The sequence below is a fragment of the Vallitalea longa genome (assembly GCF_027923465.1).
Taxonomy (GTDB): Bacteria; Bacillota; Clostridia; order Lachnospirales; family Vallitaleaceae; genus Vallitalea; species Vallitalea longa.
The window spans coordinates 78,307-94,225 of record NZ_BRLB01000010.1; the positions used below are offsets into that span (position 1 = coordinate 78,307).

16 protein-coding genes are annotated in these 15,919 nt (G+C 27.6%); 1 reads left to right on the forward strand and 15 read right to left on the reverse strand.

Going from position 1 to position 15,919, the window contains the following annotated elements:
• Window positions 1-10: 10 nt before the first annotated feature.
• From QMG30_RS15305 to asnS, 3 genes are all read right to left on the reverse strand, one after another.
• Window positions 11-865, reverse strand: a complete 855-nt coding sequence (locus QMG30_RS15305) for a mechanosensitive ion channel family protein (protein ID WP_281816851.1) — start codon at window positions 863-865, stop codon at window positions 11-13.
• Window positions 866-1,050: 185 nt separating this feature from the next.
• Window positions 1,051-2,889 carry a transcriptional regulator gene (locus tag QMG30_RS15310; RefSeq protein ID WP_281816852.1) on the reverse strand — a complete coding sequence of 613 codons (1,839 nt, stop codon included), beginning with the start codon at window positions 2,887-2,889 and terminating at the stop codon, window positions 1,051-1,053.
• 277 nt (window positions 2,890-3,166) lie between these two features.
• Window positions 3,167-4,558, reverse strand: a complete 1,392-nt coding sequence (asnS, locus tag QMG30_RS15315; protein ID WP_281816853.1) for an asparagine--tRNA ligase — start codon at window positions 4,556-4,558, stop codon at window positions 3,167-3,169.
• 296 nt (window positions 4,559-4,854) lie between these two features.
• Between asnS and QMG30_RS15320 the strand changes: the two genes are divergently transcribed.
• Window positions 4,855-5,970 carry an aminopeptidase gene (locus QMG30_RS15320; RefSeq protein ID WP_330680754.1) on the forward strand — a complete coding sequence of 372 codons (1,116 nt, stop codon included), beginning with the start codon at window positions 4,855-4,857 and terminating at the stop codon, window positions 5,968-5,970.
• A gap of 56 nt (window positions 5,971-6,026) precedes the next feature.
• Here QMG30_RS15320 and QMG30_RS15325 read toward each other — a convergent pair whose 3' ends face one another.
• The 12 genes from QMG30_RS15325 to QMG30_RS15380 form a co-directional block, all read right to left on the reverse strand.
• Window positions 6,027-6,518, reverse strand: a complete 492-nt coding sequence (locus tag QMG30_RS15325; protein WP_281816855.1) for a QueT transporter family protein — start codon at window positions 6,516-6,518, stop codon at window positions 6,027-6,029.
• Between the two features lie 161 nt (window positions 6,519-6,679).
• Window positions 6,680-7,192, reverse strand: coding sequence for a hypothetical protein (locus tag QMG30_RS15330; protein WP_281816856.1), 513 nt, complete (start codon window positions 7,190-7,192; stop codon window positions 6,680-6,682).
• Between the two features lie 226 nt (window positions 7,193-7,418).
• The gene (locus QMG30_RS15335) at window positions 7,419-7,691 is read right to left on the reverse strand and encodes a hypothetical protein (protein ID WP_281816858.1); all 273 of its coding nucleotides are present in this window, start codon (window positions 7,689-7,691) and stop codon (window positions 7,419-7,421) included.
• Between the two features lie 100 nt (window positions 7,692-7,791).
• Window positions 7,792-8,031, reverse strand: coding sequence for a hypothetical protein (locus QMG30_RS15340; protein ID WP_281816860.1), 240 nt, complete (start codon window positions 8,029-8,031; stop codon window positions 7,792-7,794).
• Between the two features lie 623 nt (window positions 8,032-8,654).
• On the reverse strand, window positions 8,655-8,846 hold the full coding sequence (locus QMG30_RS15345; protein WP_281816862.1) for a helix-turn-helix domain-containing protein: 192 nt from the start codon (window positions 8,844-8,846) through the stop codon (window positions 8,655-8,657).
• Between the two features lie 93 nt (window positions 8,847-8,939).
• A complete protein-coding gene (locus QMG30_RS15350; RefSeq protein ID WP_281816864.1) occupies window positions 8,940-9,212 on the reverse strand; it encodes a hypothetical protein in 273 nt (90 codons plus the stop codon).
• A 75-nt stretch (window positions 9,213-9,287) separates the two neighbouring features.
• Window positions 9,288-9,905, reverse strand: coding sequence for a nucleotidyltransferase domain-containing protein (locus QMG30_RS15355; RefSeq protein WP_281816867.1), 618 nt, complete (start codon window positions 9,903-9,905; stop codon window positions 9,288-9,290).
• Window positions 9,906-9,915: 10 nt separating this feature from the next.
• Window positions 9,916-10,599 carry a DUF1287 domain-containing protein gene (locus tag QMG30_RS15360; protein ID WP_330680755.1) on the reverse strand — a complete coding sequence of 228 codons (684 nt, stop codon included), beginning with the start codon at window positions 10,597-10,599 and terminating at the stop codon, window positions 9,916-9,918.
• A 15-nt stretch (window positions 10,600-10,614) separates the two neighbouring features.
• Window positions 10,615-13,386, reverse strand: a complete 2,772-nt coding sequence (locus QMG30_RS15365) for a C39 family peptidase (RefSeq protein WP_281816871.1) — start codon at window positions 13,384-13,386, stop codon at window positions 10,615-10,617.
• A gap of 238 nt (window positions 13,387-13,624) precedes the next feature.
• The gene (locus QMG30_RS15370) at window positions 13,625-14,440 is read right to left on the reverse strand and encodes a ZIP family metal transporter (RefSeq protein ID WP_281816872.1); all 816 of its coding nucleotides are present in this window, start codon (window positions 14,438-14,440) and stop codon (window positions 13,625-13,627) included.
• Between the two features lie 170 nt (window positions 14,441-14,610).
• Window positions 14,611-14,793, reverse strand: a complete 183-nt coding sequence (locus tag QMG30_RS15375) for a hypothetical protein (protein ID WP_281816875.1) — start codon at window positions 14,791-14,793, stop codon at window positions 14,611-14,613.
• A 257-nt stretch (window positions 14,794-15,050) separates the two neighbouring features.
• Window positions 15,051-15,815, reverse strand: coding sequence for an N-acetylmuramoyl-L-alanine amidase (locus QMG30_RS15380; RefSeq protein ID WP_281816877.1), 765 nt, complete (start codon window positions 15,813-15,815; stop codon window positions 15,051-15,053).
• Window positions 15,816-15,919 lie beyond the last annotated feature (104 nt).

Consider the following 15,919-nt stretch of genomic DNA (forward strand, 5'->3'; position numbering starts at 1 on the left):
ATAGTTGTTTTTAACCTCTAACTATATTGCCTTTATTATTAACGATATTTACATCCATATGTGGATATGGTATAGAAATATTTTCTTCATCGAATTTAATTTTCATCTGCTCTATTAAATCGAATTTAACTTGTAGATAATCTTTTGTGTTACACCATACCAATACTGCGAAATTAACAGAACTATCTCCATGTTCACTAATATTAATGTATGGCTCTTTATCTTTAAGTATCAAAGGATGTATATCAATAACCTGTCTAATGGCCTTTTTGACCGCATAAGTATCTTCTTCATAAGCTACACCAAAAGTCAAGTCTACTCTTCTTATATCCATAGTAGAATGATTGGTTATGCTACTATTTGATAAGTTTCCATTTGGTATGGTTATTACCTTGTTATCTCTTGTTCTAAGTGTAGTATAGAAAACCTGTATATCTTCCACTATACCTTCATGACCAAATGCTTTTTCTTCAATGTAGTCTCCAACCTTAAATGGTCTTAATAATAATATTAGTATTCCACCAATTAGATTGGAAAGACTTCCTTGTAAGGCCATTCCAACTCCAATACCAGTTGCTCCTATAACTGCAATTAAAGAAGTTGATTCTATCCCTAGATTTTCTATAATTATGAATCCTAATAATATTTTTAATAGTAATCTTGTAGCTGATAATAAGAATTTTGATAAAGAAACATCTAATTTTGATTTTGCAAAAAACTTGTCTATCATTCTAACTAAATATTTAATTATCTTTAATCCAACAAATAAGATAATTAAACTAAATATTATTTTAAAACCATAATTAGTTACAATTTCTAGTGCTTTAATTTTGATTTTGTCTAGTTCTTCTATAAATGTATCCATCTAGTCTTCCTCTCTTTTATATTATATTCTTAATTACTGAATTTCACATAATTCAATATTTCCCATACATGCTTTATTATAAGACATATATAATAAAACATTGAGTTTATATCTATATTTTATGTTAACCTATAGTTATTTTTACCTATGCTTAATTACACAAGAATTGAGTTCATAAGTCTTTGTCAATTAGCATTTTCGCTGTCATCATCTATATTTTTATCTTGTAAGAGTATAAGTTCAGTAATATCTTTCCATTTATTAACTGCTTCTTCTTTCTTATATACTTTATCAATATAAGAATATTTAATTAAGATAACATACTCTTCTTCATTAGTAAGTTTTAATGAAATATATTTACCATCATAGGAACAATACTTTATGTCAACTTGTTCTTTGTCAGAAATAACCTTCTTGAATCTTAATTGATCTAATATAGATGATTTATCTTCATCTGAAAGTTTATAGATTTTTCCTTCAACATAATTATCTGTTATTGTTTTCACATTAAATCCCGGATGGTTAATACTAAATCTGTACAAATCATTTATATTAGTGGCAACTATTTCCCATGTATCCTTTTTTTCCAGAGCAAATCTTTCATAATACTGATAATTATCAGCACTTGATGCAATAACATAAGCATATTTTCCATCAGTATTCATATATCTTATAAATACTTCTGCAGAAAAATATTTGGAAATAATCGCTTCAATATCAGTATCGTAATATACTTTATTTGGTAATGGTTCTTCAAATTGGTAACTTATATATTTATCATAATCAATTACATCATTGTTTTCAACACCAATCACAGCATATCTATCATCATCTATTTTGTATGATACCATGAATTCTTTATTAGTGTAATCAAACATGAAATTCATATTGTTATATATATTTTCAGGTATATTAAGTTTATTGATATCGTTTAATTCTTTTATTGTTAATCCTTGATTGCTATCAATATCATACGGACTATTAAAAGATACAATATATTTATCTGTTGAAAGATTATTAACTGCACTAAGCAATTTTTTACAATCCTCTTGTATACTACCGATAATAAGTTTATTTTTTTCATTGGTAATATTGTCTTTATCAAAATGGGTTATATATTTACTATAATCATCAAAAACTTCATCAACTTTTTTTTCATCTGTTACAATCAATATATTTCTTAATAACTCTTCATCTTCAACGAGTATATCTTTCAATATTAATTCTATGTCTTGATTAGAAATAGAGGGTTTACTGATAAGTTCTAAAACCTTAGTATTAATAATGTCTTCTTGGTCTTTATACATTTCAAATAATTGTTCGTTCTTATTATTAATAATATCTTGTAGTAACTGTATGGTTTTATCTTTATCCAGATTCAAACGTAATACAACATTTTCAGGGTTCATTGTTATAGTATTTATTGTAACTATATCAGGTATATCAAAATCATCTAGATTCATTTTTAATATTTCTTCGTTCTTTACTAATTTAGTCATTATTGATTGTTCAATTTGTTTTGGTAGAGATAACATCTTATTATCACATAACATCATATTATTAAAAGAAATTGTTAATTTTCTTCCACCAACAGCCAAATCAATATCCATTGATATGGGAATATTTATCCCATGTATAGTTGTATTGATGTAAGCTTTACCTTCATCTGTATTGATATAACCTTCATTGATCTTATAACCTTTTTCAACTTCAATTTCTTGTATTTTTTCATTGAATGCTGTTGATATTACATCCTTGGGTATTTCTATAACCACATTATTTTCTTGGATTCTAATAATTTTTTCTAGAGCCTTATCATTAAAATATTTATTAAATTCCATCTCATTAAATGCTACTGTAAATGATGAGTTATGCAAATATATTAGAACGATTCCTATAAATAGTACAAAAAGAGATATAATGCCTAGTCCAATCTTAAGTATTCTTTTGTATATTATTGATTTATCTTTTGTATTAGTATCCTGTTTTTTATCCTTTTCTTTTTGATTTACAATCTTTTTCATTAATTCATGCTTTGTTATTTAAAACAAAGTAAACCTCCTAATATTTTATTGCTATCTTATATACTCTGTTTAGTGGATACCAGTATATTATATAGTCTGTTAAACTATAAAACAAGATAGTTTTATTAAAATTATTGACAATTTTACTTTTATTTACAATAACAATATATAAATTTGGTTTTTCTTATTAATATTAACTTGATTAATTTTTTTATATAAAAATATTTGACATAAAAAATTCCAAAATAAAAAGCAGTCAGATTTGACTGCCCTTCTATTAGATATCACAATTATTAACGGTTCTTGGAAATGGTATGACGTCTCTGATATTGCTCATTCCTGTAATATACATTATGACTCTTTCAAATCCTAATCCGAATCCAGCATGATTACATCCACCATATTTTCTTATATCAAGATACCACCAGTAATCTTCTTCTCTAAGACCTGAAGCTTTCATCTTGTTTAAAAGTGTTTCATAGTCTTCTTCTCTCTGACTTCCACCGATTATTTCACCAACACCAGGAACCAATAAGTCCATAGCTGCTACTGTTTTATTGTCATCGTTTAATTTCATATAGAAAGCTTTTATTTCTTTTGGATAATCAGTAACGAAAACAGGTTTCTTGTAAACTTTTTCAGTAATATATCTTTCATGTTCTGTTTGAAGATCTTCTCCCCATTTTACAGGATATTCAAATTTCTCTCCACTCTTTTCAAGTAATTCGATAGCCTTAGTGTAAGTAATTCTTTCAAATTTGTTATTGACTACATTATCAAGTCTTCCTAATAACCCTTTGTCAATAAATTTATTGAAGAATTCCATTTCTTCAGGAGCCTTTTCTCTAACAAAAGTAATGATATATTTTATCATTTCTTCTGCTAAATCCATATCATCAATAAGATCAGCAAATGCCATTTCAGGTTCTATCATCCAGAATTCTGCTGCATGTCTTGCAGTATTGGAATTCTCTGCTCTGAAGGTTGGGCCGAATGTATACACGTTTCTGAATGCCATAGCATATGTTTCTACATTCAACTGACCACTTACAGTCAGATTGGTTTCTTTTCCAAAGAAATCTTCTTTATTGTTAATCTTTCCTTCTTCATCTTTTGGCAACTCATTTAGATCAAGAGTAGTAGCTCTAAACATTTCTCCTGCTCCCTCACAGTCACTACCTGTAAGAATTGGTGTATGAACATATACGAATCCCTTGTCCATAAAGAACCTATGAATAGCCTGAGCTACAATCGAACGTATTCTGAATACTGCAGAAAAAGTATTTGTTCTTGGTCTTAAATGTGATATAGTTCTTAGGTATTCAAAGGAATGTCTTTTCTTTTGCAAAGGATATTCAGGTGTGGATGTACCTTCTACCTGTACATTAGTCGCTTGGATTTCAAAAGGCTGTTTAGCTCCTTCTGTTTTTATGAATTTACCTTTTACGATAATTGCTGAACCAACATTCAATTTAGATAGTTCACTAAAATTCTCTAAATCACTATTTATTACAACTTGAAGATTATCAAAAAATGTTCCGTCGTTAAGAACAATAAATCCAAATGCTTTTGAAGCCCTAACGCTTCTTATCCAGCCTGATACTGTTATTTCCTTATCTACATATTGGCTAGTATTTCTAAATAATTCTTTAACTAATGTATATTTCATTATTTAGTTCTCCTTCCTTATAAAACTTCTACTTGGTATTATACCATAGTCAAACAAATTTTTTTATACATTAATGAATAATTTTTTACTTTGTAACTTAAATAATTAAAGTCATAATATCCTAAAGTTATATTTATTATAAGTATAGCCAAACAACTTATTTTTTTTACCCAATTATGATATACTAGTTAATAAATCACGGTGATTTAAATAATAATATTATGAGGTCTTATTAATATACATTAAAAATATGATGATACTTTAATACCGTGTCAAAAAAATAAGGAGGAATCATAATGGATTCAAGGATTGTAAAGCTTGCAAAAATCTTAGTTAATTATTCTTGTAAAGTAAAAGAAGGAGATAAAGTTCTAATACAACATGTGGGAGACTCTACATTACCTCTTACTAAACAACTAATAAAAGAAATTTATGCTGTTGGAGGTATACCTTTCGAAAAACATATAGATGAATCTGTCCAAAGAGAAATATTACTTAATTGTAATAAAGAGCAGATTGACCTGATTGCTGAAGCAGATGTAACTATCATGAAAGAGATGGATTGTTATATAGGCATCAGAGCTTCTGATAATGTTAATGAATTAAGTGATGTACCAAGTGATAAAAGAGGATTATACGAAAAATACCATTTTACTCCTGTTCATAGAGATGTTCGTGTTCCTGATACTCGTTGGGTTGTTATGAGATACCCTAATAATTCTATGGCACAACTTGCGAGCACTAGTTTAGAGGATTTCGAAGATTTCTACTTTAACGTTTGTACCTTAGATTATGGTAAAATGTCAAAAGCAATGGATAATCTCGTTACACTTATGAATAAAACTGATAAGGTTAGAATCGTAGGGGAAGGTACTGATATTTCTTTCTCAATCAAAGGTCTTCCAGCTATCAAATGTGACGGTGGACTTAATATTCCTGACGGTGAAGTGTACTCAGCTCCTGTAAAAGATTCTGTTAATGGTGTTATCAGCTATAACACACCTGCTGTATACCAAGGATTCACTTACGAAAATATTGTTTTTGAATTCAAAGATGGTAAAATTGTTAAAGCAACAGCTAATGATACAGAAAAAATCAATGCGGTACTTAATACTGATGAGGGCGCTAGATATATAGGAGAATTCGCTATTGGTGTCAACCCATATATCTTAACTCCATTAAAAGATACTTTATTTGATGAAAAAATAATGGGTAGTATTCATTTCACACCAGGTAATTCATATGATGATTGCGATAATGACAACCATTCAGCTATTCACTGGGATTTAGTTTATATTCAAACACCTGATTTTGGTGGTGGAGAAATTTATTTTGATGATGTAATGATTAGAAAAGACGGTAAATTTGTATTACCAGAACTTGAATGCCTTAACCCTGAAAATCTTAAATAATTCAAGAAACTTTATATTTGTATTCTATTAAAGCGCTAATATTCTTAGCGCTTCTTTTATCTAAATATTTTATTTTTATATTTTTCTAGAACTAACAATAATGGGAATCCAATACCATAACAAGCAATTAGCTGACCTAATCCTAGCCAAGCCATGAAACTTAAGAGTGTAGTATTAAATTCTAAGCTTCCAAATGTACCGAAATAAATTAATGTCCCAACTATTAATGCGTTCACAATTATTGGAGGTATTGGTACCAAGCCCTTTTTCTTTCTTAGACCATAGGATAAATAAGCTGCTATTAACGTAGCCAGAGTACCGAAAACTATATCGACCATACCAAATTTTGATATGAATATGTTAGAAAGCAAACAACCAATAGTAAGCCCCGGTATTGCAGCTGGTGTGAAGAACGGCAGTATAGTAAGTGCTTCCGATATCCTTACTTGCATAAAGTCCGTCCCAAATGAAGCAAACGGTAAAGTGAATACAACATAAATAGCTGCAATTACCCCTGCTTGTGTTAGAAACCTTGTACTTTTATTCATTTTTATGTTCCTCCCTAGTTTTGTTTAGTGTCAGGATGGTTACGAACTGACAACAGCATATTATATCATATTTTGATTTTAAAAGAAAGGCTATATAATCATATTTTTTAGTACCTTTTTTTATTATTTACTATAGTAAATAAAATTAAAAACATCATGGCTTAATTAGTCTTTATCACAAACATATAATCTTTTTTAGTATTTCCTTTTGTAGTAGTAATCATAAAACCTCTATAATAATCTTCAACATTATCAGGAGATATCAGCTTATATTTAGAAATTATATCTAATACTTTATGAGTCTTAACTACAAAATAATATTTATCATTATCATATATAACTGGTACTTCGCATACAATATCATCATGAATAATTTCTCCTTCAGCATTTAATAAATAATCCCTAATTATAAATTCTTCTGAAGAATTATTCCCCAACTCTCTATATATTTTTCCTCCAATATCCACATTCTCAATATACTCAAGATTTTCATCCTCAAAAGCAAACTTGAATACAAAATTATTTGATGTGAAATGATCTTCACATGCTTTATATTTTACAATATGATTTCCTACAGATACAGTTAATTCCGCTTTCCCTTTGATCACACTGTAAATGACCACAATCGAGATACATATTAAAATTATTACTAAAAAAGCAATCTTCTTCTTCATAATATTCTCCTATAAATTATAATCTTTAGTGCTAATAAAAGTATATATATTATAATTAACTATTGACCATTTATAATTAACAGGATGTAAGCTTCATGCTAACTATTTCTTTAGAATTAATATAATACTTCACATAATACATTAACCCTTCAACGACTACTCTGTTACAACCTAATTCCGTCAGTTGAACTAATTCAGCATCATCTATGTTGAGAAAAATATATTTTTAAATAGGAACATTAGCTACATTTCTTGTCCCTGTTCTGTATATTCTTTTAACCTCCATTAATTTCAAAACTTTTTCTATAGGACAATTTTCCATATCTTGTTTATATAGGTAATATTTTTCTAATAAAGATTTTATATTATATATTATATAAATAGATAGAAGTAAAATAATCACTAATTTACTATTACACCTGAAATCGTTAATTAGTATTAATATTAAAACAAAAACTTGAACTATTAGTGACGATATTAAAATCTTTATTTTTTTCATTCTTTATCTCCATACTATTTAGTAATTCTCTAAACATAACGCAAATACATGTGTTTAACTCTACATCAATAAAATTTCTAGATGTTTTACAGTCACCTCTCTAAAATATATCATTTTTGTTATTTTTAAGCATATTATCATATGTAGAATCATCGTTACAAGATATATTAATATTTTTATTTTTATCTATATAGATATCCAGCGCTTTAATACCTCTCTTCAATGCTTTAATCATTAGTACCATAACAAATATAGATAAAACCATTAACCCTATTGTTAATATTACTGATATCAGCTGAATTATTACTGTTACAAAATATGGTGAACTTACATTATACATATTCAACACTTCCCCCTTTGTTCTTAATTAAAATGATAACTCCCTTATGCAATATATATTATAATTATGTCTTGCGCTTTACTTTGCATAAACAATTTATGACATATAATTATATTTTACACTATTAATTTTACAAAGTCACTATATGTTTAGTATAATCAAACAATTATTATATATATTCTTGATATTTTATAAGGATAAAAGAATGTCTATGATAATAATACTATAAGTATTACATGCATATCACATAACAAAAAAAGATAACCCAAATCTATCAGCTATCTTTTTTAAAACTATTATATTTTGCATCAATTAAATAGTGTACAACATTACTGATTTATTTTCATTAAAGGGATTCTATTTGAATGGCAGTTATTAAATAGTGCTTTTGCCCTATTGAGATGAATTAGATAAAAGATTCCAAGGTAAATAGAACTTTCTATTTACAAAAGTGATAAGTAGTAAAATTGTTTAGTAAAAAAATAGTCCGGACTAGTAGCATAAAACCTTACAAAATCTAAGTACTTATGATTATTGTTACAGCGCTGTTAGGTACATTCTATCACAAAATAGTACCTATGGGTTTCTGACTATGTTAATTATAATTAACGATTTTATAATATTTAATCTTCATCTAATAGATCACTTATTTTAACATCTAATGCTATGGCAATTTTCTCTAATGTTTCAATCGTAGGTGACTCTTTGTAATTTTCTATTTTAGATATTGTTGCCTTAGATATACCCGCTTTTTTTGCTAATTGTGATTTATTATACTTCCTCAACTCTCTAATTTCTCTAATCCTAAATAACAATATGCCCACCACCAAAGTCTTTTTAATTATACTTTACAGCAGGCATATATATAATTCATTAGGTAATTACTGGTAATTTTGTTTCATGTTAATCTAATCCTCTATAATTAATTTATATATAAGTAATTTCAACGGTTTGTATAATAACATAATTATAATAAAGATAACAGTATATTTATTCACGATAAGTCCCAGAAAATCACCTGCTGTAAATACTGCTACTGGTCCGTCTCCCCCTCCTATGGATTCTATTCCTTTATTATATTTCGATATATTTACTAAAGTATCAATTATTATGCACATTGATACTATTATTATTGTAAAAATTATATGCTTCATCAAATTCCACTTCTTAACAATGTTCATTCTATCCTCCGATAATTTTTTAGAATAATCATATATTATAATATCGATAAATCGTAATCAAATACTAAAGATTATTTATTTGATTTCAGTAATATATTCAATAATTTTTCTACACTTCTCACTACCTGGCTCACTTACTATTGCTTCTTTAAATAAATCATAACCTGTTTTATCATTTTCCTGCATCCATTTCAAAGAATTTTTAACTCCTAGAAACCATTTCCCTTTTAACTCGAAATATATTTCTAAAGAATCTTTCATCATCCAATGATGTCTATATATACCTTCTATATCTCCTTTTTTAGATCTATTATACATTTTCTTTAACCAATCTCTATGAAATTGTTTTTTATTTTCATCCAGCTTTTCTGGTCCATTTTTATATATTTTATCAATTTTCCCAATAAAATCTTTTGCCATGTCTTTACTATCAAAAAGTATTTTATTGTTTAGTATGTGAAGATAATCTTCTGGATGATTTAAACATTTGGTATCATATATCCATACATCTAATTGCTTTCCATTAAAGACCTCTGTATCATTACAATTATGAGTATCATCTGCAAAGCATATTATATCTATATCACTTTCAGGAGTATAATCTCCTCTTGCATATGAACCATATAATATTATAATATGACAATTATATTTTTCAACTAAATAATTCTTTAACTCTATTAATAACTTATCCACAGTATCACTCCTATTTAATATCAGTATTACTAAATCTAAAATGTCCAATAATAATATCATTATTATACCACTCTAACAGTTTATCTTGTTCTTTTGGGTAATTATAAGAATTGTGTATAATATACGGAACACCATCTTTTCTTCTTTTATCAGAAACTATAGCAATGTGATTAGTCAAAACTACAATATCTCCTCCCTGCCAATTAACAAGATTGTCTTTGTCATTTGGTATAATTTCCGTAGTCAAATCAATCATATATTTTTTTAGAAACGCATATTGATTCTGCACTCTTCTAAAATCGATATTTGCATCTCTTTTATCAATCCTTGGATAGTCTTCAAGATTGGACTCTATATCTTTATCCATGTTATCTTTCAATGAATATCCAGCGTTCTTTAGAGCTCTCCATATTACATCGGTACACACTCCTTCATCTTCTGGAGGATATCCGCCTGCATAATAATTGCTTTTATATCTTGTATGATTCCTTATTTCTAATCTTGCTCCTTGTATTATATCTGCTTGATCATCAATACCATCTCCATCTATATCGCTAACACATTTAATTGTTTCAATACTGATGGTAGGTCTAAAAAGATAAAAAACATCATTGTGCTTATATTTATTATATCCGCCAATACCTATTATGAATATTAATAATAGAAATATTATTAACTTAACCCTCTTCTTCAAATTCATCACCTACTATCAATAAATTAATATTGCTTGTTTCCCCATACTATTCCATCCGTTTTCAAAATCACTGATAAGTTTTTTCCTCAACATGTTCTTTGATGGATCATTGAAATACACATACTTGCTATCATATCCTACAATAAGTACTGAATGAGATGTATAACTTATTTCCTTAATACCCTTAGGTGTTATCCATTGTTGTGTAGAAGAATGTGGAACTGCTGTATATATATTAGGTGTACTTACCCATACTGGATGTCCTAAACCTACATAATATAATACATCTTCAAAATTACTGCCTGTTATATTAAGAACATTGTCAGGAACATATTGCTTTGCTAGATGTTCTATTGGTTCATTATAAACAGAATAACCTTTATTAGATACATTAGCTATATCTCCCACAAAACCAGTATGAGGATCGCCAAAGTTAATCATTCCATCTATTACATTATATTCAGTTATATCTTTTTTAATTTCATCTGCTAATTGCATTTTATCAACTTTATTAGTTATATAATAATTCAGTAGCATAGTAAGGCTGGTTACTTCACATCCACGTGGTAATTCAGGTCTCTGAGGAATAACTGGTATACCTTGTATAATGTTTTGTCTGATGTTATTGCTACAATACATTATTTGATTGCTACTACCCAGCTTAATTACATAAGTATTATCATCATATAGCTCTTTCTCATTTAATGCCTGTTCAATATTATCAAAAATACCCTTTGTTCTACCTTCATTTATTACTGCATAACCTTCCTTAATACTATTAGGTCTATAAACAATTCCTTTTCCTTCATCTATATTTTTAACAGTATATTCACTTTTAGTCTTATCAATAATCTCTAAGTTATCACTTCTGATTATAGTATAGTCATAGCCATATGGAGATTCTATTCTATCTATTAAATAATTATTAACATTACTTTCATTATTTAACGTTATTTCTTGATTATCCATTTTTACAAGTTCAATCTTAGAATATCTAGGATTGATACTAACATTCTTTTGTTTTTTTACTTTTGTCAATCGAATACCACTTTTTGATATTTCAACTTCGCTATAATAATAATTTTGCTCAGGAGTATAATTATTAATAACTTTTCCTTCTGAATTTAATACTTGAATTTTATTATATAGATATGTAATATAACCATTGAGTTTTTCTATTGTATCACATATATCGTAGTAACCCACTACTACATTGTTTTTATAATTTCCTATAAGATTTACATAAAGTTTGTCATCGCATATTGATATTTTTTCTGGTAAATCGTTATTTATAATAATTCCATTTAGTTGATTACTAAATTTACTACTATTGTTTTCACTATAAAAAATAGCTTTTTTATCCTCTGTGGTTATGATACTTTCTTTATTATATGGCATATCACTTGATAGATTATTTATAGATCCTTTCGTAAAATCAATTTGTAATAAGCTGCCATCTAAGATAATATACATGCTATTACTATTTTGTGGTATATAGCTATACTGGTTAATATAATAGTCTATTCTATCAAATTCATATGGTAAGTTAACAAATCCTATGCTTTTATTATTTCCCAGGAAATAATTAAACTCATATAATGCAATCCCATTATCACCTTTATAATTACCAGTATTCATATATCCATATACCATATAGCTTATGTTTCCATCATCATCTATACTATTAATTTTTATATTGTGGTAATTATAATTATCAACAATATAGTCACTATCAAGTTTATCAAATCCAAATATCTTTCTTATATTACCAGTCTCACCATCAAAAATCCATAACTGATTTTCCTTAACAAAAGTAACAAATCTCATGTTAGCTGATTCTTCTTTTTGTATAATACTATTTCTAGTTCCTGTACCTATATTAATCTGTTTATTGCTATTGTCATAATAAAAATCTTTCTTGATAGAACCTGTTCTATTAAATGATTTCAGATTTAACTTTTCTCCACCATTTAACTCATATTCTTCTATAAAATCCCAGTATTCGAATTCGTAATTATTTCTCACTGCTATTGTATATTTTAATTCTACTTCATATTTTTTATTTTTATTATCAATATTAGTTATACGTATTATTGGTTCGTTCATCTTAACAATATCTTTACCGAAATTCCAGATAATATGTTCTATATCAGAATTATTGTTAACATTAGTAAAATCACTGGTAGTATCTTGTCCTATTCCATTTATTAAGTTATTAATTGTTTCCTTATCTTTACTGAAAGTTGCATTATGCAATTGAGTGACTTGTTCATTAATGTCATCTATAACTTTATTATCTTCAACATAGAAATTCTGATAATAGGTAATACTTCTTTTGTTGTTTTCACTATAGGTTATACTTAGAACATATGGATAATCAGCTTTTTCTAATTCAGGAATATTTAGATTAGCTGTCAAATGGTCTCCTTCAACAATGATATTTTTATTATTGATTTTTGATTTTTTTAGCTGTTCGCCAGTAATCAAATTCGTTATTTCATAAGATATATTAGCTGTTTTTTCATTACTTGTTATATATAATTCAACAACTTCATTATCTGAAAAATTAGTGAAACAATCCCCTATCAAAATATCCATCTTATAATTATACGGATACATCACATTATATATAACATCATTTTTTCTTAACATTATCACTGGATCCGTATCCAATCCTTTGGAAACAGTTGATGATGAAATGATATCCTTTTTTTCCATATATGTAAACGAAACCAATATAGAAATCAAGACAATTAACAATACTATCCGAAACCCTAATTTTTTCATATAATCACATCCTAAGCCCCTAATTCATCATTAATAAAAAACTCTTATATAAAAGTTATCAGAGGCTACTACAAATGTCAATTATAATCATAGATTTTTCTACAACATTAGTGAAATAAGACTATTATTCTTATGTCTTTAATATTATATGAACTAGATAAGATGTGAAAAAGAGAGTATATATATTTTTGATCATATCCATTAAAATACCATCAATTAATAAATTGATGGTATTTATTTAACCAAGTGCTACATCTAGTGTCATCATCACTGCAAAACCAATCAATGTACCGATTGTTGCAATATCTGAATGTTTTTCATATTGTGATTCAGGTATTAGTTCTTCAACAACTACATAAATCATAGCTCCTGCTGCAAAAGCTAAAGCATATGGCAACATAGGTTTCATTACAATAACCGCTAAAGCCCCTAGAACACCTGCAATTGGCTCTACAATACCAGAAGCTTGACCATAAAAGAAACTTTTCCTTCTAGAAACCCCTTCTCTTCTAAGAGGTATAGATACCGCTGCTCCTTCCGGAAAATTTTGAATACCAATACCTATAGCAAGTGCAACTGCTCCCGCAATAGTTGCAGACGGTAAATTAGCTGCAACTGCGCCAAAAGCGACTCCTACTGCTAACCCTTCAGGTATATTATGAAGAGTAATAGCAAGCACTAATAAAATGCTTCTCTGCCAACTAGTTTTTATACCTTCAGCTTTATCGGTAGAATTACCTCTATGCAAGTGAGGCATAATCTTATCTACTATCCCCAAAAAAGCTCCTCCAGCTAGAAAACCAATTAATGCTGGTACAAAAGAAGGAAGTGAAGATGATTTTTCAGTCATTTCTATTGCCGGTGCAAGTAAGGACCAAAAACTAGCTGCTATCATTACTCCTGCTGCAAAACCTAACATACCATCAAGAACTTTTTTATTTATTGTTTTGAAGAAAAATACAAGTGACGCACCTAAAGCCGTTAAAAACCAAGTGAATAAAGTTGCTATCAATGCCTGTAGAACATGATCCAAACCCAAAAACCAATTTACCATGATATCCCTCTTTTCTGTATAACATGTAACTGTTGTTATTAATCATATATGTAAATAATAATTATTATTTGTTGACTAATATTATTATATCACAACTTTTATGTTTTGCAACTATTTTATTTATAACATTAAAAGGATATTCAAGAAGCATTCTTGAATATCCTTTCATATTATATATAATACTCGTCATCATCAACATCTTTTAACCATTGGTTTTTATTGACTCTTTTAGCTTTTACCTTTGGTTTACGACGAAAGTCCCTAATCTCTTTTGTCTTACCTTTAGTTTTATTATTATGTTTTTTTATCCTCTGTTCTTTATCAAGCTCTTTTACTACCTCTTTTCTAGGCATCTTTTTTCTTTCCTCCATTGATAATATATTGATCTTGTTATAGAATCATTATACTTTATAAATCTATAAAATCCCCCCAATAAATAATTTTTATGTATAATTATAACGCTATCATTTTATTCTAAGGATTTTTTAGTTCTATTACCTTATATTATACTATTTATTTAAGATTTTTCATAGTAGAAAATTATACATAATTAATAATTCTGATAGCTTATAATTAATTTTTAATTTATCAACTAAGGTATTGACAGTTATTATATAAATTTATCAACATCAGTAATTTGTTTTTCTAATGAATCAACCTTCTTACTTAATTTATCGACTTTTTCCTGAAGTTTCTTAATTTTTTTGTCTGCATTGGAATTAATCTCTGTACTAATAGCTTCAATATTTTTTATACCAAAAAACTGTAGACATCCAATTAAAATACTATCAGAAACTTCTTCTATAAAATCACTATCCCGCATCCATTCTACTTGTTTCTTCAAATCTAGAAAACTTCCATCTATTAAGACGCTAGTCATATCTAATTGTCTTAACAAATAATTATTAGAAGGTTTAACTGATGTACTAAGATAATCAAACTGCTTATTTATTAAACTAGCTAAGTCTTTACTTAGAGAATCACTATTGTAATAGAACATTTTAAGTAGTGAATTATCATCATCATCCCAATTACATGCCTTAGGGTCATATTGTAATGCTATGTAAACAGATGCTCTATCACCCAAATCTTTGTATTTGTTCAAATATGTAGTATAATTCACATTAGCTCTATTTATTCGTAGTTCCAATGGCATATCATATTCCTCTGGGTCAATATTTAATATGACGAATTCCAGATCCTTTGCTTTTTCTATGAATTTATTAATAATCTCATCATTAAAATCTTTACGTTCAATGAAATCTTCATCTTTTACTATAGGTAATGCCATCTTATCCGTGCCATAAATTTGTCCGCTATAACCTCCATCAACAATCACTAAAGGATTATATCCTAATTTATCCTTCAAATTCATATTAAAACCATCCATATATTCTTATTACTAGTATATGCACTGAAATAAAATTATACATATTATTTTATGAAATATCTTATAAAAACTTTGCTACACTCGATAAA